Annotated in this window: 23 protein-coding genes and 4 pseudogenes; 5 read left to right on the top strand and 22 right to left on the bottom strand. The window is 68.0% G+C overall.

All coding sequences use genetic code 11. The features are described 5' to 3' along the window. The 14 genes and pseudogenes from IEY36_RS16990 to IEY36_RS16920 form a co-directional block, all read right to left on the bottom strand. Positions 1–426 carry a GPW/gp25 family protein gene (locus IEY36_RS16990; protein ID WP_188968758.1) on the bottom strand — a complete coding sequence of 142 codons (426 nt, stop codon included), beginning with the start codon at positions 424–426 and terminating at the stop codon, positions 1–3. Continuing rightward, a complete protein-coding gene (locus IEY36_RS16985; protein WP_188968756.1) occupies positions 423–1,193 on the bottom strand; it encodes a hypothetical protein in 771 nt (256 codons plus the stop codon). Before IEY36_RS16985 ends, IEY36_RS16990 begins: the two co-directional genes overlap by 4 nt. Positions 1,194–1,200: 7 nt before the next feature. Continuing rightward, entirely contained in the window at positions 1,201–1,695 is a 495-nt protein-coding gene (locus IEY36_RS16980) for a phage baseplate assembly protein V (RefSeq protein ID WP_188968754.1), read from the bottom strand. An 11-nt stretch (positions 1,696–1,706) separates the two neighbouring features. Next, positions 1,707–2,939 (bottom strand): phage late control D family protein, encoded by a 1,233-nt coding sequence (locus IEY36_RS16975; RefSeq protein WP_188968752.1) that lies wholly within the window; start codon positions 2,937–2,939, stop codon positions 1,707–1,709. Beyond that, entirely contained in the window at positions 2,936–3,673 is a 738-nt protein-coding gene (locus IEY36_RS16970; protein ID WP_229681380.1) for a CIS tube protein, read from the bottom strand. The genes IEY36_RS16975 and IEY36_RS16970 overlap by 4 nt, the downstream gene beginning before the upstream one ends. Next, a complete protein-coding gene (locus IEY36_RS16965; protein ID WP_188968750.1) occupies positions 3,670–3,876 on the bottom strand; it encodes a hypothetical protein in 207 nt (68 codons plus the stop codon). Before IEY36_RS16965 ends, IEY36_RS16970 begins: the two co-directional genes overlap by 4 nt. A gap of 12 nt (positions 3,877–3,888) precedes the next feature. After that, positions 3,889–4,446 carry a phage tail protein gene (locus IEY36_RS16960; RefSeq protein ID WP_229681379.1) on the bottom strand — a complete coding sequence of 186 codons (558 nt, stop codon included), beginning with the start codon at positions 4,444–4,446 and terminating at the stop codon, positions 3,889–3,891. Next, the gene (locus IEY36_RS16955) at positions 4,446–6,398 is read right to left on the bottom strand and encodes a phage tail sheath family protein (protein WP_188968748.1); all 1,953 of its coding nucleotides are present in this window, start codon (positions 6,396–6,398) and stop codon (positions 4,446–4,448) included. Before IEY36_RS16955 ends, IEY36_RS16960 begins: the two co-directional genes overlap by 1 nt. Position 6,399: 1 nt before the next feature. Further along, positions 6,400–6,840 carry a phage tail protein gene (locus IEY36_RS16950; protein ID WP_188968746.1) on the bottom strand — a complete coding sequence of 147 codons (441 nt, stop codon included), beginning with the start codon at positions 6,838–6,840 and terminating at the stop codon, positions 6,400–6,402. A gap of 25 nt (positions 6,841–6,865) precedes the next feature. Then, positions 6,866–10,030 (bottom strand): phage tail sheath subtilisin-like domain-containing protein, encoded by a 3,165-nt coding sequence (locus tag IEY36_RS30685; protein ID WP_229681378.1) that lies wholly within the window; start codon positions 10,028–10,030, stop codon positions 6,866–6,868. Positions 10,031–10,041: 11 nt separating this feature from the next. Continuing rightward, positions 10,042–11,208: a hypothetical protein gene (locus tag IEY36_RS16935; protein WP_188968744.1), complete on the bottom strand. Its 1,167-nt coding sequence runs from the start codon at positions 11,206–11,208 to the stop codon at positions 10,042–10,044. Then, the gene (locus tag IEY36_RS16930) at positions 11,205–11,834 is read right to left on the bottom strand and encodes a DUF4255 domain-containing protein (RefSeq protein ID WP_188968742.1); all 630 of its coding nucleotides are present in this window, start codon (positions 11,832–11,834) and stop codon (positions 11,205–11,207) included. The genes IEY36_RS16935 and IEY36_RS16930 overlap by 4 nt, the downstream gene beginning before the upstream one ends. Positions 11,835–11,846: 12 nt before the next feature. Then, positions 11,847–12,122 (bottom strand): hypothetical protein, encoded by a 276-nt coding sequence (locus IEY36_RS16925; RefSeq protein ID WP_188968740.1) that lies wholly within the window; start codon positions 12,120–12,122, stop codon positions 11,847–11,849. Between the two features lie 706 nt (positions 12,123–12,828). After that, a pseudogene (locus IEY36_RS16920) lies at positions 12,829–12,993 on the bottom strand (transposase); the annotation flags it as partial. An 18-nt stretch (positions 12,994–13,011) separates the two neighbouring features. Between IEY36_RS16920 and IEY36_RS30680 the strand changes: the two are divergent. Both IEY36_RS30680 and IEY36_RS16910 read left to right on the top strand, forming a co-directional pair. Next, positions 13,012–13,398, top strand: a pseudogene (locus IEY36_RS30680) (integrase core domain-containing protein); the annotation flags it as partial. Between the two features lie 55 nt (positions 13,399–13,453). Then, on the top strand, positions 13,454–13,597 hold the full coding sequence (locus tag IEY36_RS16910) for a hypothetical protein (RefSeq protein ID WP_188968735.1): 144 nt from the start codon (positions 13,454–13,456) through the stop codon (positions 13,595–13,597). 9 nt (positions 13,598–13,606) lie between these two features. On the opposite strand, the pseudogene IEY36_RS16905 reads toward IEY36_RS16910, so the two are convergent. From IEY36_RS16905 to IEY36_RS16895, 3 genes and pseudogenes are all read right to left on the bottom strand, one after another. Further along, positions 13,607–14,331 (bottom strand): annotated as a pseudogene (locus IEY36_RS16905) (IS5 family transposase); the annotation flags it as partial. After that, entirely contained in the window at positions 14,247–14,444 is a 198-nt protein-coding gene (locus IEY36_RS31385; protein WP_373290333.1) for a transposase, read from the bottom strand. The pseudogene IEY36_RS16905 and the gene IEY36_RS31385, both read right to left, overlap by 85 nt. Further along, positions 14,441–14,818 carry a transposase gene (locus IEY36_RS16895; protein ID WP_373290329.1) on the bottom strand — a complete coding sequence of 126 codons (378 nt, stop codon included), beginning with the start codon at positions 14,816–14,818 and terminating at the stop codon, positions 14,441–14,443. The genes IEY36_RS31385 and IEY36_RS16895 overlap by 4 nt, the downstream gene beginning before the upstream one ends. 141 nt (positions 14,819–14,959) lie before the next feature. Here IEY36_RS16895 and rfbB point away from each other — a divergent pair, with 141 nt between their 5' ends. Together rfbB and IEY36_RS16885 are read left to right on the top strand one after the other, a co-directional pair. Beyond that, the gene (gene rfbB / locus IEY36_RS16890; RefSeq protein ID WP_188968731.1) at positions 14,960–16,021 is read left to right on the top strand and encodes a dTDP-glucose 4,6-dehydratase; all 1,062 of its coding nucleotides are present in this window, start codon (positions 14,960–14,962) and stop codon (positions 16,019–16,021) included. Positions 16,022–16,310: 289 nt separating this feature from the next. Further along, a pseudogene (locus tag IEY36_RS16885) lies at positions 16,311–16,610 on the top strand (sugar phosphate nucleotidyltransferase); the annotation flags it as partial. A gap of 217 nt (positions 16,611–16,827) precedes the next feature. Here the strand turns inward: IEY36_RS16885 and IEY36_RS16880 are convergent. Beyond that, a complete protein-coding gene (locus IEY36_RS16880) occupies positions 16,828–17,478 on the bottom strand; it encodes a helix-turn-helix domain-containing protein (RefSeq protein WP_188968729.1) in 651 nt (216 codons plus the stop codon). Between the two features lie 73 nt (positions 17,479–17,551). Then, on the bottom strand, positions 17,552–18,142 hold the full coding sequence (locus tag IEY36_RS16875; protein ID WP_229681377.1) for an amino acid synthesis family protein: 591 nt from the start codon (positions 18,140–18,142) through the stop codon (positions 17,552–17,554). A 339-nt stretch (positions 18,143–18,481) separates the two neighbouring features. Here IEY36_RS16875 and IEY36_RS16870 point away from each other — a divergent pair, with 339 nt between their 5' ends. Continuing rightward, a complete protein-coding gene (locus IEY36_RS16870; protein WP_188968725.1) occupies positions 18,482–20,251 on the top strand; it encodes a tripartite tricarboxylate transporter substrate-binding protein in 1,770 nt (589 codons plus the stop codon). A 58-nt stretch (positions 20,252–20,309) separates the two neighbouring features. Here IEY36_RS16870 and IEY36_RS30675 read toward each other — a convergent pair whose 3' ends face one another. The 3 genes from IEY36_RS30675 to IEY36_RS16860 form a co-directional block, all read right to left on the bottom strand. Next, positions 20,310–20,468 carry a hypothetical protein gene (locus IEY36_RS30675; RefSeq protein WP_229681376.1) on the bottom strand — a complete coding sequence of 53 codons (159 nt, stop codon included), beginning with the start codon at positions 20,466–20,468 and terminating at the stop codon, positions 20,310–20,312. A 195-nt stretch (positions 20,469–20,663) separates the two neighbouring features. Further along, positions 20,664–20,915: an MmgE/PrpD family protein gene (locus IEY36_RS30670; RefSeq protein ID WP_229681394.1), complete on the bottom strand. Its 252-nt coding sequence runs from the start codon at positions 20,913–20,915 to the stop codon at positions 20,664–20,666. A 695-nt stretch (positions 20,916–21,610) separates the two neighbouring features. Beyond that, positions 21,611–22,153 (bottom strand): TetR/AcrR family transcriptional regulator, encoded by a 543-nt coding sequence (locus tag IEY36_RS16860; protein ID WP_229681375.1) that lies wholly within the window; start codon positions 22,151–22,153, stop codon positions 21,611–21,613. Positions 22,154–22,163: the final 10 nt, after the last annotated feature.

Below are 22,163 nucleotides of genomic sequence, written 5' to 3'. Positions count from 1 at the left end.
TCACGCTCCCTCACGGATGAAGAAGGGATAGACAAGGTTGCCGATCGCGTTGTTGGCATGGACCTGGTAGGCGATGCGGATCAGCAGCAGGCTGGGGTCGCTCGGTGGCGTCTCCGCCTCGACATCGAGAACGGCGATGCGCGGCTCATGCGCGGTCAGGCAGCGGCGCACCTGGTCGGTGACACGCACCACCGTCGCGTCGGTGCCTGGCGCGAAGAGCAGGTCGTGTGCGCCGCAGCCGACATCCGCGCGCATGACGCGCTCGCCGAGTGCGGTCGAGAGCAGGAACCAGATGGCCTGTTCGATCTTCGCCTCGCCGCTGGCGCGGGCGAGCCGTCCCTGCGGTGTCACGGTCAGCGGGAACGCGAGGCCAGCGCCAAGGAAGGCGCGTGGCTCGGGCCGGAAGGGGGGCGGGGGCGTACTCATACCGGGATCGCCTCGGCGATGCCTTCGAGGACGAGCACCGCTTCCTCCAGCGTCTCGACCAGCGTCTTCAACCCATCGATCGATCCGTCGGAGGCGAGCGAGGGCAGTTCGATGGCGGGGGCGCCCGGCATGATCTCGAGGAAGGGGCCGGCGAGTTGCAGGATGGTCGCGATCGGATCGATTGCCTGCAGGGCACCATCCGCCGCGTTCATCGCGTTCTCCTTTGCGCATTCGAGCTGCGCGGCGAGCAGGTCGTTGCCGTTCTGTGCCGCGGTGGTGATGCTCAGCTCCAGCCCGTCCAGCACGGCGATGGCGCTCTTGATCGCCTGCAACGCGCATTTCAGCATCTTCACGATCAGCAGGATCAGATCCTTGATGAAGGGCGGGATGGTCAGGCCGATCGCCATGCCGATGCAGGGCGCGAGGTCCTTGCCGGCATCGGCGATCTTGGCGAGGCCCGACGGTAGCGCGGTGACGTTGCCGCTGCCGAGTTCCTTGAAGGTGTCGATCAGCACGCCGATAAATTTCAGCAGCTTCAGCAGGCACTCCATGCTCGCCATGATCGGTGCGATCTGGAGCATCAGCGATGCATTCATCGAACAGTCGCTGGGGATGCCCTTAGTGATGTCGGCGATGCCCTTCAGCGTGCCTCCGGTCGGCAGGGTGAGTTCGGGCAGGTTCGGCTTGGGCAGGCTGAGATCGACGCATTTCGGCGCCTGCATCAGCTTCGTGAGTGCGTCCGGCAGGGCGATGTCGATGCTTGCCATGGCGCCCTCAGATCGGATTGGCCGAGGGGGTGACGACGCGGTTGGCGATCATCACGACCGGCGCGTCCAGCCGCAGCACCGCGGTGGCGTTGATGGTGATCATGCTGTTGGATAGGGTGATGGTGTTGCCGTGCGCGTCCTCGATGATCAGCGCGCCGAGGTCGCCGCCGGTGGGCGTCGAATCCACGAAGCGGATGGTGTGGCCGTTGACGGAGCGGATCATGCGCTGGCGCGGATCGGGCGAGGGCGTCGCCGTCTGGCCGTTCCACAGATTGCCCAGCACGACAGGATGGTCGAAGTCGCCCTGCAGGAAGCCGACCAGCACCTCGTCATCCACCTGCGGCATGAAGTAGAAGCCGCGGTCATTGCCTGCGAGATGCGAGCAGACCGGCGCCCAGGGGCTGTTCAGCGTGTCGTCCAGCCAGGGGTAAGACAGCTTCACGCGGCCCTGGTTCTCCGGGTCGTTCACATCGGTCACCAGGCCGATGACGAGGCCGGTCATGCTGCCGGTTCTCATGCCCGCCCCCTCGGCTGATGATGGATATCGGGGATGTGCTCGCGTCGCGCTTCGAACTGCACGGTGTAGCCGCGGTCGCTGAAGCTGTGCGTGGTCTTGGTGACAAGGTATTCGCCGGACAGGCGCGCGCCGAGTTTGCCGATCAGCACCTTGGTGCCGGCGCGCAGCTCGGGCAGGCCGACCGTTGTGCCCGTCGCTTTGATGACGCCGGCCACGCGGTCGCGCAGGATGGCGACAGCGAGGTCGCGCGCATGCAGGCAGTTGTCGAGCACGCGATCGACCACGAGGTCCTCGCGGGGGTCGCACAGCACGAATTCGCGCAGGTCCGCGTTCAGATTGCGGATCTCGGGATCGTCGAAGCGGATGGTCTCCCTGATGGCGCGGCGGCCTTGCCGGTCCCAGGCGCGCACGGTGACCGACTGCACCTGGTTGTGGCTGGTGATGACTGGCCTGAAGTCGATCAGCGTGCGCCCCCAGTCGAGCCGGTAGTTGGTGCGCGGACGGGCTTCGCCGGGCGGGCCGAACCATAGGCGGCGCGGCGTTCCGGCATCCGTGTCGGCCTCCTGGATGATCACCTCATGGCCGTGGCGGCGCGCGAGGTTCAGCAGGAAGTCGATGTCGTATTCATTGGCCTGGGCGGTGTAGTCGAGCACCGGCTCGGCCGCTTCCGCCGCCTCGCTCACCGCGATGGGCAGCGGGAAGCGCGGCCGGCTGCCGTCGCGCAGCGTCGCGATGTTGCGCGCGATGGCACTCGGCTTCTCGCGCGTCCAGGCGGTGCTGTATTTCTTGCGCCGCAGCTGGTGCAGCACGTTCAGGCCCGTCACCGTCAGGGTCGGGGCGGCATTCGCCGGGAAGGTCGGCTCCACCTGCGTGAAGTTGCCGAGCATCATGGTGATCAGCCGGTCGGCGTAGCCGAGCCGGACCTCGACCGTCTTCTCGCAGGGCTGGAACAGGCGATACAGCCGGGTCTCGGCATCGCCCGAGGTCATGTAGTCGTCCGGTTCGGAGCCGATGAACTTGAAGGCGCGGCGGTCAGGGTCCCAGTTGTTGACGGTGACTTCGAAGCGGTCGATCTCGGTCAGGCTGTCGATGTATTTCAGCTCCATCACGTCGCGCAGCACGCCCTGGGGCAGGTTCTCGCCGTCGATGCGCAGCTGGAAGGCGGGCGCATAGAAGAAGCGGTTCTCGACCCGTTCGGCATCCTCGATGACGGGGCGGAAGGTGGTCACCGTGGTGCCCTCCCCGCCGAGATCGCGGGCACGGCCAAGCGCTGCCCCGGCATCAGCCGGCGCGGGTCACCGATGCCATTGGCCTCGGCCACGCGGCGCCATTCGCCCGGGCGGCTGTAGTAGCGCTGAGCGACCGACCACAGCTGGTCGCTCGACGACAGCACATGGCCATGCGTGCGGTCAGGCGAGCTCAGGTTCAGCTCGTCGAGCTGCTCCTTCAGCGTCTTGTATTCGGCGATGGTCAAGGTCAGCGTCGCGCGCAGCGGCACGCCGCCGACACTCCAGAGGGTGAAGCTCTGGCGGATGGTCTTGATGACGCCGGTGAAGCTCTGGCGCCGCTGACCATCAACGCGGGTGCCGCCATCCAGTTCGGCGGAGAGCTGCGAGCCCGGGAAGCCGGCGCCCCAGAAGAAGGTGATGGTGGGCGGCGCATGCCCCTCCGGCTCGATGCGGGCGAGCGAGTAGATCCGGTCCGTCTCGGTGGCGACGCTGACCGCCTGCGCGCCCATGCCCTTGTCCGATGTGTCGCAGAACAGTTCGACCGTCAGCGTCTCCGCTTGGCCGCGCACGAACTGGTGCAGCGGGCCGGTCAGGCCGGGGATGGCGATCTCGGCGAATTGCAGCGCCTTCTCGAATTCCAGCTTGGTCGGGTTGTACTGCACGGGCAGCGTCGTCTCACCCGCCTTCCAATGGGCGACGATATAGGCGCGGCCCGGCGGCGGGGCTGTGGTCACGGCATGCTCCCACCGGCGCGGTTGATGCCGCCGCGGCCGTCATCGGGGATACGCACGCCATCGGCCTGGCGACCATTGCGCGCGAGACGTTCCTCGACCGCGGCGAGCACGGCCTGCACCAGCGCGTGCATCTGCCGCGCATCCAGCGCCGCGCCGTCTGTCACGCGGATCGTGCTCACCACCTCGTCGATTTCGACCTGCACCGTCCGCTCCCTTCAGAAGATCGCTTCGATGACGCCGGCGACCGCGCGGCCGAGCGCGCCGCCGGCGTCCTCGCGCTTGATGCCTTCATGGGCGATCTCGATCGCCTCGACCGCTACCTCGCCGCGCCCGGCGTTGAGTGAGGGTCCGGTCCATTTCGCCGGCAGCCCGCGCTTGAACGACCAGACATGCACCGGCTTTCCCTCAAGGCTGAGCAGCGTGATCATGCCGTCCTTGCGCGTGCCGCGGCCTTCGAGGAATTCGTTGAACCAGGTCCAAAGATCGCTGTCGTCGAGCGGGTCGCGCCGCCCGATCACGCCGCGCTTGAGAATGAGGTTCGACCACTTCATGCGGCCGGGGAATTTCAGCACCGCGCCGTTCAGCCCACCTGATTCGTAGCTCTCGACAGCCATCTGCACCTCGAGGCCGGAGACCTCGGAGAAGCCGGCGAAGCTCTTCGCGCCGGCGGTCGAGAGCGCGATCGTGCCCATCCCCGGCCCGTCCGCGCTCTTGGAATTGAGCAGGACGACGGAGAAGTTGCATCCGAGCAGGGGATCGCGTCGCTTCGCCATCAGGCTGCTCCCAGCATGTCGTCGGACAGGCGGCCCTGCTCGGTCAGTTCGAAGGCCTGGTCGATGCGGCCCAGCCGCAGCAGGATGAATTCGAATGGCACGGCCGGGGCGACGGCGATGTCGATGACGAGTTCACCGCGGGCGCGCCCGGTGGGCGGGTTGTTGGTCTCGTCGCAGCGCACCCGGTAGCTCTCGACAGGCCGCGCGCCGGCCAGGGCGCCGCCTTCGCGCAGGGATTCGAGGAAGATGCCGATGGTCTGCGTCAGCAGGCCGCGCGTCTCGTCGTCGTTGGGCTCAAAGACCGCCCATTGGGTCGCTGCGTCCAGCGCGCGGCGCAGCATGCAGATGAAGCGGCGCACCGGGAAGAAACGCCAGGCGGGGTCGCTCGACATCGTGCGCGCGCCGAGGATGCGCAATGCGCGGCCGTCGCGCGCGGTGATGATGTTGACGCCCTCGCTGTTGAGCAGTCCGTGGCGCACCGGGTCGATGTCGAGGCTCGGTCGCTGCACCCAGACGAGTGGGACATTGGCCGCCGCGCGATGCGGCCCGGCGGCGAGGTCGGTCGCCGCCAGCTGTCCCGCCACATGGCCACTGGGTGGCACGAGGCGGGTGGGCGCGGTGCGCAGCGGGTCGGGCACCGCGAGCCAGGGTGCATAGAGCGCGCCGAAGGCGCTGTCGAAGCGGCTGCGCCAAGCCTGTAGGCCACCGATGCCGAGCGCATCGTCGCGGATCGTCGTGTAGGGCGGGTCGAGCAGCGCGACGCGGTCGCGCAGGCGCTCGCATTGCTCCAGCATCGCCGCCTGGACCTGCTCGATCGCGGCGAGGCTGAAGAGCGGCGGCAGGTCTTCCTCCGGCGGCGGGATCGGCGCGGCGGGCGCGGCCGGCTGCGGGCATGGCGCGCAGGGATCGGTGACCGGGGACGCATAGGGCAGGCGCAGGCGCCGGGCCGGCTGGATGTGGATGTCGGGCACCGCGAGGATCGAGAGATCGCGCACCGGCTCCAATGCATCGAGGCCCTCGATGAATTCCGCGGCCGTCAATCCGCCGAGGCCGTCGCGCCCGCCGCGCAGGGCGAGCGGCTCCCCCGCGGTCACGTCGAGCGGCTGGGGCGTGGCCGTCGCGGCCGTTTCGGCGAGTTGAGCGATGACGAGGGGTGGCACCGCTGCCAGGCGTCCCTGGTCGTCGGGTTGCTCGGCGCGCAGGATGGCGCCGATGAAGCGCGGATGGCGCGGGCTCAGGCTGAGGCGCGTGTGGAGCGCGGCGGGCATGCCGTTGCGGCGCACGGCGATGTCGTATTCCAGCGTCTCGATGCGCACGGGCAGGCTGGACAGCAAGCCGGCCACGGCGGCGTCGGTCGGCCAGCGTGCGGCGGGGTCCGGATGGACGAAATGCAGCCGCCGCAGGCCAGGCTCCACGAGGCGCAGCAAGCGAAACTGCGGGGCCGCGCCCGGCTGGGACAGGGCTAGCAGGTCGCCCGCGGCAAAGCCCTCGGTCCGCGCCACGGTCAGCCATTCGGCAAACAGCGGCGGGTCGGTCGCGACGGTCTCGGCGCGCCAGGCCGGATTGACGGTGACAGCGAGCCCCTCCCCCCAGACGCCCGGCGCACTGGCGGACAGGCGCAGGACCTCCGCGCCGCCCGTGTCGCGCAGCGCGACACTCGCTGCGGCCGCGCCCAGTTCGGGATCCGGCGAGGCGACGCGCACCGCGAGGCAGGTGCGCCCGCCATTCTCGAAAAAGGCCCGCACCGCATAGGCGAGGTAGCCGGAGCCGATGAAGCCACCGAACACCGCCTCGAACTGCCGGAAGGTCTCGATGCGCACGGGGCGGCACAGCGGCCCGCGTTCGGCCAGCCCCACGAAGCCCGTCACATCCGTGCGCAGGACCACGACGCCATGCGCGGCGCGGTCGTCGCGCATCAGATAGACGCCGGGCGTGTCGGGGCGGCCGGCCATGCTACAGCTCGATTTCCAGGCCTTCGTGGACGAGTTCCATGCTCTCCATCGCGACCTCGTTGTTGCTGGCGTTGAGCGACGGGCCTTCGATCTTGTTCGGCCAGGCGTTGACGAAGTTCCAACGCAGCACGTCGTTGCGCGCCTCATCCATCAGGATGATCGCGCCGTTGCGCCGGTCGGCGAGGCCGTTCGCGATGTTGCGGTACCAGGACCAGAGTTCCCGGTTCTGCGTGTAGCCGCGCTTGAAGGTAATATTCGGGTATTTGCGCAGCGACGGCAGCTTCCGTACCGAGTTCACCCGGTCCGTGCCTTCGCGGTAGTCGGCGGCATCGCCATCCGCCACCAAGCCGGAGACCTCGGAGAAGGCGCCGACGGTCAGCCCGTCGATCTCGATGCGGAAATTGTGGGCGCGGTAGGGGTCGTTGCGTTCAGCCGTGGGCATCGTGGTGCCTCCTCCCGATTGCCGATCACTCTTCGCCGTGCGCGGTGAAGAGGCCGATGCGGATGATGACGAACTCGGCAGGCTTGACCGGGGCCACGCCGATCACGCAGATCAGCCGGCCATTGTCGATGTCGGTCTGCGTCATCGTCGTGCGGTCGCATTTGACGAAGAAGGCTTCCTCCGCCTTGGTTCCCTCGAGCGCGCCCGACCGCCACACATCGGTGAGGAAGTTAGCCACGGTGCGCCGCACGCGTGCCCACAGCGCCTCGGAATTCGGCTCGAAGACCACCCATTGCAGGCCGAGGTCGATCGAGCGTTCGAGGAAGATCAGCAGCCGCCGCACGGGCACGTATTTGTGGTCGGAATCCGAGGTGATGCAGCGCGCGCCCCAGACCCGGATGCCGCGCCCATCCACCCGGAAGTCGCGGATGACGTTGATGTTCACCGGGCTTGGGTTGAGGATGTCGTGCTCGCCCTTGCTGAGGTTGCGCGTAAGGCCGGTGATGCCGCGCACCACCTCGTTGGCGGGCGCCTTGTGGACGCCGCGATCCTCATCGGTGCGCGCGTAGATGCCGAGCACATGGCCCGATGGCGGCAGCGCGAAATCGCGGAGGATGGCGAGGTTGTCCGGCATCGGGTCCGGCAGGGTGAGCCACGGGTAGTAGAGCGCCGCGTATTTCGTATCGAAGGCCTGGCGCTGCGCCTGGATGTCGGCGAGGCTGTCCTCCGACGTGCGCCCGTCGAGCACGGCGAAGCGGTAGCGCATCAACTCGCAATGGGCGATCAGCTCGGCATGGAGTTGTGCGCTCGCCTGGCCCGGGATGGCGACGAGGCTGATCTGCTGGATGTTGCGCAGCGCGTTCAGCCCGGTGCGGTCGGCCGGCTCGGGATCGTCCTGGCCGATATAGGTCAGGTCGGTCAGCGTCGCGACGCTGTCATCGCCATTGGCCAGCGCGTGCCGCGCGGGCTGCGTCTGCCCGGTCGGCAGCGGGTCCACCAGCGTCTCGGGGCCGGGGCGGATGGCTTCGGTCGCGGCGAGGTTCGCCGCCGTGTCGGTCAGTCGCACATAGGCGGATTCGCCCTCCGGCCGGCCGTCCTCCAGGCGCAGGTCGCCATTGATGTCACCGATGACCGAGGGCGCATAGCGACTATGCCGGTGATCGAGCGAGAGATGCCGGAACACCTCGGTGGCGATGACCTGGGTGTTGCGCGACGGCACCGCGGCATCCGGGCGCCGCAGCAGCCGCACGGTGATGCGGAACTCGACGCTGCCGATGTCGAGCGGCCCGCCGATCGGGCCGAGCGCGGCGAGTGCCACCGCATCAAGGCCCGGCCCATCCAGCGTGACGCTAGCGTTGGATGTGTTGGTGCTGCGGACCTTCAGCAGGACCTGGTTACCGCTGCCCGGGTTGGTCACCCGCAACAGCGTGCCGGCCTCGATGCCGGTCAGGCTGGTGAGGCGCATCTGCAGGGGCGGCGTCAGCAGCGTCGTGCGGGCGGAGGCGGCGAGGCCGGTGGGCTCGTCCTCGACCGAGAGGAGTAGTCGGTTGCCCCAGGCGCCGACATCTAGCGCCTGCACGGTGAGAAGCGCGCGGCGCTCCGCGACCGGTTCACCCATCTCATGGGTGCGGTCGAGCGCGCCGGTGAGCTGCACCTGGCCCGCATTGGCCGGGGCGGCATTGGCGCCGACCCGGTTGTAGCTCACCAGCCCGTCCGGCGTGGTGAGGCGCACGCCATCGGCCGCCGCATAGCCCTGCCCCGCCGCGACGACGAGATCCATCGCGCCCGCCGCGGCGGCGAGGACGCTGCGCGTCGCCTGGCGTCCGCCGACCGGGAAGGCAGGTGCGACCTGCGCTGCGACCGCCGCACCCAAGGGCTGCTCCGCGCTGATGCCATGGGCCAGCGTGACGTTGCCGGCATCAGGCGCCGCGCCGCGCTCGCCGGGGATGGCGACGATGATGTTGAACTCCTCGGTCGGCCCGGCGCCGACGCGCACGACCTGCCCCACCGCGAGCCCGACGCGGTCATTGAGCGCCAGCACCCGCGTCCCGGCCGTGCCGATGGCCGTCAGCGCCTTCGCGGCGATCGCGCCGTCATCGGCGAGGGTCACATGGTCGAGCCGCGTGCCCGGCCCGGATGCGGCCGGCAGCGGCCGCCGCAGCGTGAGGTTCGAGAGCGTGCCACGCAGCCGGACCTCGTGACTGGCGCTGCCCTGCTCGAATTCGATGACGTCGCCCGCCGGCAGCGCCGGGGGGGTGATGATGAAGGCGAGCGCGTCGCCAGGGGCCGCCGCGACATCCAGCGCCCGGTTGCCTGCGCCGCCCGAGGGCAGCAGCGTCACCGCGGTTGCCGCCGCCGCGTCATAGGCCTGCGGCAAGGGGTCGTTGAGCACGGTGCGGAACAGGTTCACCCCGACATTCACCGGTGCCTCGCGCACGGCGGCGATATGCGTCACGCCACCCGCGCTGAGTTGCACCAGGAAGGGCAGGCCCTGCGCCGCGAGGTTCACGGCGGTGTCGATGACGATGGCCGTATCGCCCGCGGCCGCAGCATTCGACAGCGTCGCCGCGCCGATCGGCGCCCCCGCCGCGCTGATGCGCACCATGTTCGGCCCGGCGGCATGGGAGCGCAGCAGCGGCGCGCCCAGCGCGAGATGCGCGGCGGTGGCGGCGGCCGGGAATGGTGGGTTGAACAGCGCGCGGTACTCGGCGCGGCTGCCGTCGCCGACGCGGAGCGTGTCGCCCGCATTCACATTGGTCCGGTCAAGCACATAGAGCAGCGGCGTGCCGGCGCTTCCCTCACCCTGGCCGGCGCGGCGCAGCAGGACGCTGTTCGCGTCGTTGGGCTCCGCACGGTCGAACAAGGAACCCTGGGCGCGCTGGGCTTCGTCGGCGGCGACGCGGACCACATAGGCGCGCTTGCCGCCATTGGTGAAGAAGCCCTGGACGGCGTGCGGCAGGTAGCAATGGGCGCGATCGGGATCGGCCGGATCGGTGAAGTCGCCGATCGGCAGGATGCCGCCGAACCAGCGGTCGTATTCGCCCGCGCTGGTGAGCAGGATGGGCACGTTGACGGGCCCACGCTCGGTCACGCCGACCATCCCGGCGGTGGAGGTGCTCACCCCTTCGATGGGCTTCGGCCCGGTGTCGATTTCCTCCACATACACGCCGGGACTCAAATACTCGGGCATGGAGCGTCTCCCTACGGAAAGAGGAGGTCGGCGGCCGCTTCGCCGGGGCTGGTCAGGCTGACGATGATCTCGGCCGGGACGGGCTGGCCGCCGCCGGAGGCACGCAGCCGCAGATGCGCGACGCGATGTATGGGCGGCAGACGGAAGGCGCCCTCGGCATCGGAGGTCGTCCGCCATGGCGCGATGCCGTGGTATTCCGCCGGTACGCCGCCGCCGGTGACCTCGATGGTCGGGGTGGCCGGCGCGATGCCGTTCAAGCCGTTCGCGAACAGGCTGAGATCGCCGCGGCGCGCGGCGCGCGTGATCGCATTGGCCGGACCGGGGGCGGCGAATGTCGTCCGCTGCACGGTGGTCCCGGCGTCATGGGCGCGGGCGAGGGGATGGGCGAGCGTCACCTCGGCCGGCAGGTCGGCGGCCGCGCCCGTGTCGATCGCGGCGATGAGGATGTACTCCTCCCGCTCCGGATCGCCGGGCTCGATCGCCAGCGGACGGTTGAGGATCAGGCCCTGCCGATCCGACAGGCGGATCGCGGTCTCACCCGCATGGGCATGCCGCAGGAGGGTCCTGACCGGCGCCTGGAGCGTCAGGGTGCGCCGCCGCAGCGCCGCACCGGCGGGACGGTCGGCATAGAGGCCCGCGCGGAGGCTGAGGGCATTCGGTGCGAGGCCGGCCAGGCCGATGGCGGCGAAGCTCGTCCAGATCTCTGTGACCTCGACGGCGGCGCCGGCCACCGGGCCGGTGGTCCGGGATGCGACACGTCCGCTCAGCAGCGTCGGCTGGCGGTGCAGCGCGACCTGGAGGAAGTCGTGCAGGAGAAAGGCGTCCGGCCAGGCGGGCTGCGCGACCAGGTCGGTGGCGAGCGTGACGGGCAGGAATGCCGGCAACCTCGCCTCGAGCGCCAAGCGCGGGAACGGCGGCACCAGCGGCCAGGCGGCCGGGAACAGCGTCGCCGGGCGCCCGCTCAACCCGATATGCCCACCCTCACCCGCGGCCGAGCGAGCGCCGGGCGTGCGGCTGACGACCATGGCGCGCCCCGGCGGGGGTTCGCCGGTCAATTCGTCGATCAGTTGCGCGCGGGCAAGCGCCTGTACGCGGGCCGCCTGTGGCAGCGGCGAGGACTCGGGCAGCAGGCGCCAGCGCCGGCCATCCACCTCGACGATCTGCGGGGCGATGCTCATGTCCCTGCCCCCGCCGTGGCCTGCGTCGCCTGGCCGAGGCGCGGCCAGGATTCGAGCACCGGCGGGCCGCGTTCGTCGAGCCGTGTCGATTCCACCTCGACGAGGCCGACCTCGTAGCAAAGGCTGGTGCGGTAGGGCTGTTCCAGCGTGTCCCAGACGCGGGCGATCTCCTCGAGGCCCGGGCTTTCCAGGCGAACCGCGAGTTCCCGGTCCGTGCCGGCCAGCGTGCCGGCGAGGAAGGCGCCGCTCAGCAGCGGCCGGCTGTGGAAGGTGCGCAGGATAGCGCCGAGGACGTGCTGGTCGGTCTCCGGCGCCGGGTCCCCGGCCGCGCTGCGCATGACGGGTGTCATCAGGTAGTGCAGGCGCAGCGGCAGGGGCGGTGGCCGCAGCCGGTCGGGGGGCAGGCGGAGCGGCGGCTGGTTGAGCCGCTGCTCGTCCCGCGCCACCCGGTAGAGCCAGACCGAAACGCCGGTCAGATCCTGCGCCACCATACCGTCGGGGGTCGCGATCGAGACCACCGAGGGGCCGAGCGGCGGGAACAGCAGCTGGAGCACGGGGTCGGCCTGCAGCTCGGCCAGCAGCAGCCCCTGCAGGGTCCGGCTGGCGGCGAGGAGGGCGGTGCTCATGGCTGGGCGCCCCTACCGCGCCGCATCGCGCGAAGGACACGGGAAGCCAGGGCCGGCCGACCACATCACGGTGCGGTCTGAATTGACCTGGCGCAGCACCAGGCCGGCGCGCGCGAGATCCTCTAGGATGGCGAGCACGGCCTCATCGGGCGGCGGTGGGCTGATGCGGCTGAGCCACCATTCGCGCACCCCGCGCACCGTGTCGGAGGCGGCCGGCTGGGCGCACAGATAGGCCATGATCCAGCCCGCGAGGATCGCGGGGGTAAGTTCGCCTTGCGTATCGCTCATGCTCTGCATCTCCGCCACTTGTTCTGCAAGGGTCGGGCCAGGTGTGATTGGCGCTTTTTTTCAATAGGTTAGCAGGTCGGCCGCCGTAGACTGGGTCCGCCGCGACCCAGCGGGCGCGATGAGTGGTTGCATTTATTTCGTAAACACAACCGATTGGCGGCGTTGGGGGCGTGGGTCGGTAGCGACCCAGGTGGCACGGCCGGCGGGATGCCAGGATTGCCGGCGACGTGTGTTGCCGAAGGTTCGCGTCGATCGCGGACAGCGCGACGGCGTGGTAGGAAGCGCGAAGACCGTATCTCATGCCAACGGCCGAGTGCTTCGACCGCTGGCGTCCGGATCATCAGGCCCTCAGACGCGTCGTGCCAGCGGCACGCCTGCGGCGCGACGCGCAAACCTTCGGCTTGCTAGGCTTTTGGCGGAATGGCAGCGGCCCGCATCCGTCGCCTTGGCGCGTATCGGAGCCTCGTGACGCTGGTATCGGGTGGTGGCGCAGGGTTGGGTCGAGGTGAAGCCGGCGACAACCGGGCTTGCGGCAGGAGTCGATGGAGTTCTGCGGTTCTGATGGATGTGGACACAGTCCCGCGCGAACCCGTCTCAGCCTCCGTCGAACGGGATATTCCCTGCAAACAGGGAAATAACAGCAAATGGCGCCTTCTTTGCCGCTTGCCGCAGCGTTGAAAGCTAGGCTCAGGACTCATTGACCGAGCTAGAAGATGACGGTGGCGGCGAGAGTGATAGCGCTGAAGAAGGTGTGGGCGCAGCGGTCGTAGCGCATGGCGATGCGGCGCCAATCCTTGAGCCTGCGGAACATGATTTCGATGCGGTGGCGCTGGCGATACAGCGCGGTGTCGTGCGGGATGGGCAGCTTCCGACTGCGGGTTGAGNGGCCGACCACCTCGGTCACGAACTAGCGCTTGCCGCGCTCGACATCGCCATCGCGCGCCAGCGGCCGCTGCCCGGTCTGATCCACCACGCCGACCGTGGCGTGCAATTCGCCGCGCATCGCTATCGCGCCCGTTTGCTGGCGCACGGCATGCTCTGCTCGATGAGCCGCAAGGGCGACTGCTGGGACAACGCGCCGATGGAGAGCTTCTTCGCGACGCTGAAGGGCGAACTCGTCGAGGAGGCCGACTACCAGACGCGCGACCAAGCCAGGGCCGACGTGTTCCACTACATCGAGGGCTTCTACAACAAGCGCCGCTTGCACTCCGCGCTCGGCTACATCACACCCGAGCAGAAGGCAGCAGCGTTCCATTCAGCGGCAACAGCCGCATAACCGTGTCCACAAAAGCGGGGCAAGCCCAGTCGGGCTACCGACGTGCGTGATTGCGATGGAAGCCGACTGCGGGGCGCACTTCCTGGGCCGTGCCACCGCCGGGGGCGGCTTTGTTGCCGATGCGCTGTGGTCGGCGCGCTTCCTCACCCAGCTGCCCGGCCATTGGCTGGGCCGTGCCGCGCGGCGCGGCACTGTCTAGGCTCAGGACTCATTGAGCGAGCCAGAAGATGACGGTGGAGGCGAGGGTGATAGCGCTAAAGAAGGTGTGGGCGCAGCGGTCGTAGCGCATGGCGATGCGGCGCCAATCCTTGAGCCTGCGGAACATGATTTCGATGCGGTGGCGCTGGCGATACAGCGCGGTGTCGTGCGGGATGGGCAGCTTCCGACTGCGGGTTGAGGGGATGCACGGGGCGATGCCCCGAGCCGCCAGTTCTGCGCGGAAGCGGCCGCTGTCGTAGCCGCGGTCGCCGATGAGTTCGCTGGCTGGTGGGAGCTTGTGCAGCATCAAGGCAGCACCCCGGTGATCACTGGCCTGGCCTTCGGTGAGCAGCAGCACGACGGGACGCCCCAGGCCGTCGCAGGCGGCGTGGAGCTCGGAGTTCAGCCCGCCCTTGGTTCGACCGATGCAGCGGGGAAAAGCCCCTCTTTGAGCAGGCTGGCCACGGTGCGGTGCGCCTTGAGGTGCGTGCTGTCGATCACCAGGCGCTCGGGCGGGCCGCCCTCGGCGACCAGTGCGGCGAAGATGCGGTCGAACACGCCCAAGCGGCTCCATCGGACGAAGCGGTTGTAGAGCGTCTTGTGGGGGCCGTAAGCGACAGGCGCGTCCCGCCACTGTAGGCCGTTGCGGATCACATAGATTNCTGAGCCGCCAGTTCTGCGCGGAAGCGGCCGCTGTCGTAGCCGCGGTCGCCGATGAGTTCGCTGGCTGGTGGGAGCTTGTGCAGTATCAAGGCAGCACCCCGGTGATCACTGGCCTGGCCTTCGGTGAGCAGCAGCACGACGGGACGCCCCAGGCCGTCGCCGGCGGCGTGAAGCTTGGAGTTCAGCCCGCCCTTGGTTCGGCCGATGCAGCGGGGGAAAGCCCCTTCTTGAGCAGGCTGGCCGCGGTGCGGTGCGCCTTGAGGTGTGTGCTGTCGATCATCAGGCGTTCAGGCGGGCCGCTCTCGGCGGCCAGCGCGGCGAAGATGCGGTCGAACACGCCCAAGCGGCTCCATCGGACGAAGCGGTTGTAGAGCGTCTTGTGGGGGCCGTAGGCGACAGGCGCGTCCCGCCACTGGAGACCGTGGCGGATCACGTAGATGATGCCGCTGAGCACGCGGCGGTCATCCACGCGCGGCACACCGTGAGAGAGCGGGAAGTGCGGCGACAGGCGGCGCAGCTGGGCTGACGTGAGCAGAATCGGTGGCTTGGGGCTGGGCATAGCGGAACCTCCACCACACGCAGAATCACACGCCGCCGCGTCGCCGCAAGCCGTTAATGGGTCCTGAGCCTAGATGCTGCCGCTTTCCTTACGTAAATCCGCAACTACGATGATGTCCCTGACGGGCGGATACGACGCGGCATGACCCTACTGATCACCGGTGGCCTGGGCTTTATTGGTTCGGCAGTGATGCGTCGGTTGCTGTCGACGACGGATGAGGTGGTGGTGAATGTCGACCGCATGACCTATGCGGCGAGCCCGGAGAGCCTCGGCGCCTGGCTGGGCGACCGGCGCCATGTCCATGTCAACGCCGACATCTGCGACATCGGCGCGATGCGCGCCGCCCTCGCCACGCACCGGCCCTCGCGCGTCATGCACCTCGCCGCCGAATCCCACGTCGACCGCTCGATCGACGGCCCGGCCGAATTCATCCGCACCAATGTCGTCGGCACCCAGGTCCTGCTGGAGGCCGCGCGCGAATACTGGGCCGCGCTGACCGGCGAGGCGAAGGACGCGTTCCGCTTCCACCACGTCTCGACCGACGAGGTCTTCGGCTCGCTCGACAGCCTCGACGCACCGCCCTTCGACGACCACACGCGCTACGACCCGCGCAGCCCCTATTCGGCCTCCAAGGCCGCGTCCGACCACTTGGTGCGCGCCTGGCAGCACACCTACGGCATGCCGAATTTCGTCTCCAACACGACGAACAACTACGGCCCCTGGCAATTCCCCGAAAAGCTGATCCCGCTGGTGACGCTGAACGCGCTCGAGGGCCGCCCCCTGCCGGTCTATGGCGACGGCTCCAACATCCGCGACTGGATCCATGTCGAGGACCACGCCGAGGCGCTTGTCCTCGCGCTGTTCCACGGCGTGCCGGGCGCGACCTACTGCCTCGGCCCGCGCCAGGAACGCAGCAACCTCGAGGTGGTGCGCGCCATCTGCGCGACGCTCGACCGGCTGCGCCTCGACCCCGCCGGCCCGCGCGAACGGCTGATCACCTATGTGCGCGACCGCCCGGGCCATGATTTCCGCTACGCGATGGACCCCTCGGGCGCCGAGGCCGCGCTGGGCTGGCGCGCCGGATACGATTTCGAATCCGGCCTGGCGCAGACCATCGCCTGGTATCTCGACAACGAGGCCTGGTGGCGCCCGATCCGCGACAAACGCTATGCCGGCCAACGCCTCGGCGGGGTGAAGGCGTGACGTCGTCACCGCACGGCGCCGCCCAAACCCCGCACATTGATTGGGGAGGGCTCTGCCCTCCCCAAACCCCTCCGGCCAAAGGCCTAAAGGCCTCTGGACACCTCGACCTGGTGCCGGGGAGCACAGTTCGTCCGAACCGCGGCGCCAGGCGCCGTCCACCACGGCGGGGCTCAATCCTGATGCCCCGCGCCAAGTATCGGTTTCCAAAGGCCCTTAGGCCTTTGGTGGGGGGAGGTTCGGAGGGGGGCAACGCCCCACTCCGCAGCGCCCGAACGCACTGGAGCCACACATGAAGGGTATTCTGCTGGCCGGCGGCTCCGGCACGCGGCTGCACCCGATGACGCTCGCCGCGTCCAAGCAGCTGCTGCCGGTCTATGACAAGCCGATGGTCTATTACCCGCTGGGGACGCTGATGCTGGCGGGCATCCGCGACATCATGCTGATCTCGACGCCGGCGGACCTGCCCTCCTTCCGCCGCCTGCTCGGCGATGGCAGCCAGTTCGGCATCTCGATCACCTATGCCGAACAGTCCAAGCCCGAAGGCATTGCCCAGGCCTTCCACATCGGCGCTGACTGGATCGGCGGGCAANGGGCTGGGCATAGCGGAACCTCCACCACACGCAGAATCACACGCCGCCGCGTCGCCGCAAGCCGTTAATGGGTCCTGAGCCTAGGAGTGAGCAGTGATTTTCAATCAATTTCCCTGAAAATCTAACAGGGAATTCTTCGCGCAAGATCAGGGACTGACTCGGGCCTGATCAGGGATTTTCTCCCTGAAATCGGTCCCGCTGGTTAGGACGGAGCAGCTACATGCGGTCCGGATAGGCGATCGACCAGACGAGTTCCACCGGTTGCTGGGGATCGGCATTGGCGTACTTGCGGAGGCAATTGGGCGGAATGGAGAAGCTATCTCCAGTCCGCAGCACGAAGCTGCGCCCGTTCAGCCACAAATCGAGAAGCCCGCGCACAACATAGCCCCCCACTTCCGCCGGGTGCGAATAGGGCTCTTCCCCCGTGCTGCCGCCAGGCTCGAGCGTGAGGATGAACATCTGGAGCGCGCCGTCCCGCCTCGGGCTGAGCAACTCCTTCGACATGTTCGTCCCGTTCTCCATGACGATCTTCCGGCGGTATTCCCGCCTCACGATCAAGTCGCGATCGCCATCCTCTCCCGGGCGGCCGTCATCGAAGAACCATCCGGTGCGGATGCCCAGTGCCGTGCTCAGCGCGACAAGATTCTTCAGCGACGGGGCAGAGATGCCGCGTTCAATCTGGCTCAGCAGGCCGATCGAGATGCCTGTCCGTTCCGACACCACCTGCAAGGACAGCCCCAACGAGCGCCGCACCATGCGGATCTTCGACCCGATGATCTCGGGCGCCACGCCAGCTTCGGTCGACGCCGTCGCCGCGACAGTCATGTTTGCGTCTTCCATCAAAGCTCGTACCGCAGCAGTTGCCACAGGGTATTCCGGGCCGGGCCCCGACCAAACCCTCTATCGTAACCCTCCGTGCCCTCTCAACAGCGCATGCGGGTCACGACGGCGGAAGCGGCTTGCCGGTCTGGTCCACGCCCATTTCCCGCATGTCGATGTACCTGTCGCCGATCCGCGAATGAGCCCTGCCCCCATCGGCCGCGCCGAGCGCGACAACGATCTCGTCCGGCCCCGGCGCATCAGGGATCGCGAATTCGAGGGTGAGGAAATGTGAGCGGGATCCGCGCAATTCGCTCTTCTTGTGCGTGAGGGGAAGGATGATGGCGCCGCCCGCGCCATTGCGCTTGTTGGTGAAGGACAGGAAGGAATCGCCGCGCGCGCCGATACGGACCAGGTTTCCGAAATGGAGGGTGTGGATCATGGCGGCGGCGTGCTCGATCTCACCGTTGACACCGACCACCGCGCATTTGCCGAAAGCCTCGATAGCGTCCGCATCGGGGAAGAGCCCGACAAGGCGAGGAACCAGGATGCCGGCCAGCGCCGCGGCGTGTTCCGTGATGCCGGGGCGGAGATCATCCACATAGCCGGCGCCGGCCCAAGGGTTGCGGATCACCGCGGCGCAGCCGGCCATCCGGATATGCCTTGACGTCGGGCGCCCGCCCTCCTCGAGCGTGTCGTCGACGAAGGTCACGATCTTCCGGATGCCATGGAGCGAGGTCACGAGCGGCGTTCCCGTCCCGTGCGGTGACGCAGTGCTCTTCTCATAATTCCTCCCAACACACTTGGTCGTCCCTGATTTTCATATTCCTGAATATCGAAGGATGACAGGCCTCATAAGTCAAGCTTTTCTGAGATCGGCCTCGCGGGTTCTTGTGGAAATGGTGAAAGTCGCCCTTGACCGGCGTTTGCCTGCTTGCCTAGGCTCCGCACAGGTTACGGACGCCGGAGCCGATGGCGCTGACCAAGATGCGGGCGCGGCCCGGGGCAAAGGCCACGCAACGGTGCGACGTATGACGGAGGGCTGAAAGACGTGTCGGACGACTGCTTCTTCGCTGGGTCCAGACTGCGGACCCGCTATCGGCTGGAAGGCGACGGGCAGCCGGTGGTGCTGATCCACGGTGTCGGCAGCGACCTTGAAGATCTGTCGCTGGTCGCCGGCGCGCTCGGCCCGGGCTTCCGCATCCTGCGCCTTGACCTGCGTGGCCATGGCAAGTCTGAACGCGTGCCCGGCCCCTACAGACTCGTGCATTTCACGGCTGACATCGCCGAGCTGATGGACCATGTCGGCTTCGCGCAGGCGGATGTGATGGGCTTCTCGCTCGGCGCGCTAGTCGCGCAGCGTTTCGCGTTGGACTATCCCAGCCGCGTGCGGCGGCTCGCCGTCGTCAGCGGCGTCGCAGGCCGTACCGAGGCGGAGCGCGAGGCCGTCATGAAGCGCCTTGCGGCACTCGAGACAAACGAGCCGATGAGCCACGCGGCCGCATCCGCATCGCGCTGGTTCACGGACGCCTTTCGCGAGAGCCATCCTGAGATCGTGGAGAACCGCCTCGCCCGCATCGCCGCCAACCACAAGCCAAGCTACGCGGCCGCCTATCGCGTGCTGGCGACCAGCGATCTTGCGGATGACCTGCATCGCATCACCGCGCCGACGCTGGTGATGACTGGCGAGTTCGACCAGGGATCCAACCCGCGCATGTCACAACTGATGCACGACCGCATCGCCGGGTCCGAACTGCATATCCTGCCAGGGCTGCGCCATTCCATCCTGCTCGAGGCGCCAGACCTCGTTGCGAGCCATCTGCGGAACTTCCTGTCGCGGCCGGATGCGGCGCCGATCGGACGGCGGGCAGCGATCACGGCGGCGCTGTTCGGCCTGATCGCCGCGCCACTGCGCGCACAAGGGACATATCCCGACCGGCCGATCCGTCTGGTCGTGCCCTTCGCACCAGGCGGCGGCACGGACATCGTCGCGCGCGTCATCGCCGATGCCATGACGCAATCGCTTGGGCAGCCGGTGGTGGTGGAGAATCGCGGTGGTGCTGGCACAGTCATCGGCACCGACTACGTCGCGAAGGCGTCACCGGACGGCTATACGCTGCTCTACAGCGGGCTTGGCCTGACCTTCCAGCCGGGCATGACGCGATCGCTGCCCTATGACGTGATCCGCGACTTCGCGCCGATTTCGGTGACGGGGCGGCAACCGAACATCCTGATCGTTGCGCCGAACAGCCCGATCCGCGACGTGCAGGACCTGATGCACCGTGCCAGGTCGGAACCGGGTAGACTGACTTTCGGAACGGCCGGTCAGGGCAGCGGAACGCACATCGCGTCAGAGATGCTCTGGCGGACGCTGCAGGTCGAGATGCTGCACGTGCCCTATCGCGGCACGGCGCCGGCGCTGAACGATCTGCTCGCGGGGCGGCTGGATGTGATGTTCACCACGATATCCTCCGTGGCTTCGCAGGTGCGGGCGGGGGCGGTGAAGGCGATCGGCGTCAGCGGTACGCAGCGCAGCCCGCTGTTGCTGGACGTCGCCACGGTCGCGGAGCAAGGCTTCCCCGGCTACGAGTATTCCAACTGGGCGGCGATCGTGGCGCCCGCGCGCACGCCGCGACCGATCCTCGACCGCGTCGCGGCGGCCGTGGCGCAAGCCATGCAGACGCCGATCGTTCGCGAGCGGCTGGCAAGCGAAGGCGTCGTCGGCAATCCGGAGGGGCCGGATGCGGCGGCGGAGCTTTACCGCACCGAGGTCGCGCGTTGGACGCCGCTGCTACGGGAGATGCGCGTCGAGATGAATTAGCTCGGCACCGCGTCAAACGACCGGGCTGGGCGCGCAGGATGAGCGCCGAATCCACGCATTACGCGCGTAGAGCCTCATAGATCGGCGCGGCGACGTCGATCCAGCCGCGGGCACGGCCTTCCGCAATTCTCCGCTGGCTTCCACCGCCGGGAACGCGCACTGCGCCGGCATCGGGCACGGTGCGCGATGCTTCGATGGTATCGAGCAATCCAGCCATCCGCTCCTTGAACGCTCTTTTGGGGCTACAGGAGAGCGGGGTCGATCGTCATGAAGAAATAACCCCACTCATGACCAGCCCCATCGAGTGGCGCGGCTGGGATTTTAGTGGGCCACTCGATGGAGGCTCGTCAGTTATCGTACACCACCTCGGCCACTACAGGCGATTTGATCGCCCGCTCGCAGGATCAGCATCCTAGCGCAAGAGCCAAGTCGCCACGTCCGCGCATTCCACCACGGTACGCAGGCGACCGATCAGTCTCTCGACGTCGGCGTCAGGCAATTCGGTGCAGACTTGGCCGCGGAATTTGGCGTCGAGCTCGCTGTCCGTCATCGGTCTGGCCGTGCTGCCGCGCGCATGACGGATATGGACGCGACTGGCCGCCCTATCCCGCAGCACAATCTCCGCTGCGGCCTCGTCGCGTCCGAAGGTCGTGTCGGCGATGATCTCAACGTGCTCGCGCAGCGCGACAACGTCGGGAGCACTGATGGCCTCGTCTTGGAGCGCGGGGACGCGATCGCTCCGCGCTGAACGTCGGAGACGAGGAAGTGCAGAAGGCGACGCCTGACCGTCTCGTCGACCCGCGTCATGTGGAACGCAAGCGGGATGAAGCGCTGCGGCGTCTCGCGTCGTCCTGCCTCCAATCGTATTGCCATCATTCGCAGCCGCTGTGGGAGCGCCATGCCATGGCCGCGGCGCTTCGGCGCCAGGACGTCTTTCAGGGCGTCCAGGAGCTCCTGAGATGTTCGATCGTGCAATCTCGCCTCAGACTTGCATCGTCGAGGACTTCCTGGTCGCCGACGTCTTCAACGCGAGCAATGCTTCAGCGTTCTCAACAGTCAAGCAAAGAGGCCATTCGACGAGCTCTTCGAGGAACTTCCTGCGTGGACGCGTGGTGCTCATATGCCGAGAAGAGGATCGGCTCGTCGCAGCGACATCGGCATGACTATTCAATTGCAAAGAAACTCATATCGGAACGTCCTTGGTCTAATCGGCATATCTGTCGTGATGCACAACATCAGCTAAAACTTTCTCGGCCGTGTGCACGCGGCGCGGGACAGCATCGCTCGGGGGATGTGTTCGGAGGTAGCGGCTATGCGCGCATTATCCGCGATGGCTTTGGCGTTCGCGCGCGGGTAGGGTCAGGATCGCGGAGATTCTGACGGATCGTCCCGACGGATGCGCAGCCCGTCCAGAAAGACATCGAGCAGCCGCATCACCTGCGCCTGCCAGCCCGGCCCGTCCTGCATGTAGCAAAGCCCGATCACCATCCGCAGAAGGTCATCCGGGCCGATGTCGCGCCGCACCTCACCGGCCTCGGCGGCCGGGCCCAGCAGCATCCCGATCGCTTCGTTCATCCGGCTGGTCGTGAATGCCATGAGCTCCGGCGGCTTGTGGGCCGCCAGGGCAAGCGCCGCCCCCATGCCCTTCTTCGTTGCGACGAATTCCACCAACGCCAGAAGCCAACGGCGCAACCCGGCAAGTGGCGGCATGTCCGTGGTGAGATGCTGCGCCAGCTCCGCCAGCTGCTCCACCTCGCGCCGATAGACCGCCTCATAGAGCGCCTCGCGCGTCGGAAAGTGACGATAGAGCGTCCCGATCCCGACGCCGGCCTTCCGAGCCACGGCCTCCAGGCCGGTTTCCGTACCACCCTCGCTGAAGATGGCTTTCGCCGCTTCCAGCACACGTTCGCGG

It is taken from the genome of Neoroseomonas lacus, assembly GCF_014644535.1.
In the GTDB taxonomy this organism is placed as follows: domain Bacteria; phylum Pseudomonadota; class Alphaproteobacteria; order Acetobacterales; family Acetobacteraceae; genus Neoroseomonas; species Neoroseomonas lacus.
The sequence above is the reverse complement of the archived record's forward strand: the minus strand, read 5'-3'. Positions and strand labels throughout refer to the sequence as shown.

Bases quoted from the DNA above. Each gene is read 5' to 3' on its own strand.
- IEY36_RS16985 (WP_188968756.1), bottom strand. From the start codon at position 1,193: ATGGCAAGCATCGACATCGCCCTGCCGGACGCACTCACGAAGCTGATG.
- IEY36_RS16950 (WP_188968746.1), bottom strand. From the start codon at position 6,840: ATGCCCACGGCTGAACGCAACGACCCCTACCGCGCCCACAATTTCCGC.
- IEY36_RS16990 (WP_188968758.1), bottom strand. From the start codon at position 426: ATGAGTACGCCCCCGCCCCCCTTCCGGCCCGAGCCACGCGCCTTCCTT.
- IEY36_RS30675 (WP_229681376.1), bottom strand. From the start codon at position 20,468: ATGGCTGGATTGCTCGATACCATCGAAGCATCGCGCACCGTGCCCGAT.
- IEY36_RS16980 (WP_188968754.1), bottom strand. From the start codon at position 1,695: ATGACCGGCCTCGTCATCGGCCTGGTGACCGATGTGAACGACCCGGAG.
- IEY36_RS16955 (WP_188968748.1), bottom strand. From the start codon at position 6,398: ATGGCCGGCCGCCCCGACACGCCCGGCGTCTATCTGATGCGCGACGAC.
- IEY36_RS16910 (WP_188968735.1), top strand. From the start codon at position 13,454: ATGGAAGCCGACTGCGGGGCGCACTTCCTGGGCCGTGCCACCGCCGGG.
- IEY36_RS16925 (WP_188968740.1), bottom strand. From the start codon at position 12,122: ATGAGCGATACGCAAGGCGAACTTACCCCCGCGATCCTCGCGGGCTGG.
- rfbB (WP_188968731.1), top strand. From the start codon at position 14,960: ATGACCCTACTGATCACCGGTGGCCTGGGCTTTATTGGTTCGGCAGTG.
- IEY36_RS16930 (WP_188968742.1), bottom strand. From the start codon at position 11,834: ATGAGCACCGCCCTCCTCGCCGCCAGCCGGACCCTGCAGGGGCTGCTG.
- IEY36_RS16960 (WP_229681379.1), bottom strand. From the start codon at position 4,446: ATGGCGAAGCGACGCGATCCCCTGCTCGGATGCAACTTCTCCGTCGTC.
- IEY36_RS16895 (WP_373290329.1), bottom strand. From the start codon at position 14,818: ATGCCCAGCCCCAAGCCACCGATTCTGCTCACGTCAGCCCAGCTGCGC.
- IEY36_RS16935 (WP_188968744.1), bottom strand. From the start codon at position 11,208: ATGAGCATCGCCCCGCAGATCGTCGAGGTGGATGGCCGGCGCTGGCGC.
- IEY36_RS30685 (WP_229681378.1), bottom strand. From the start codon at position 10,030: ATGCCCGAGTATTTGAGTCCCGGCGTGTATGTGGAGGAAATCGACACC.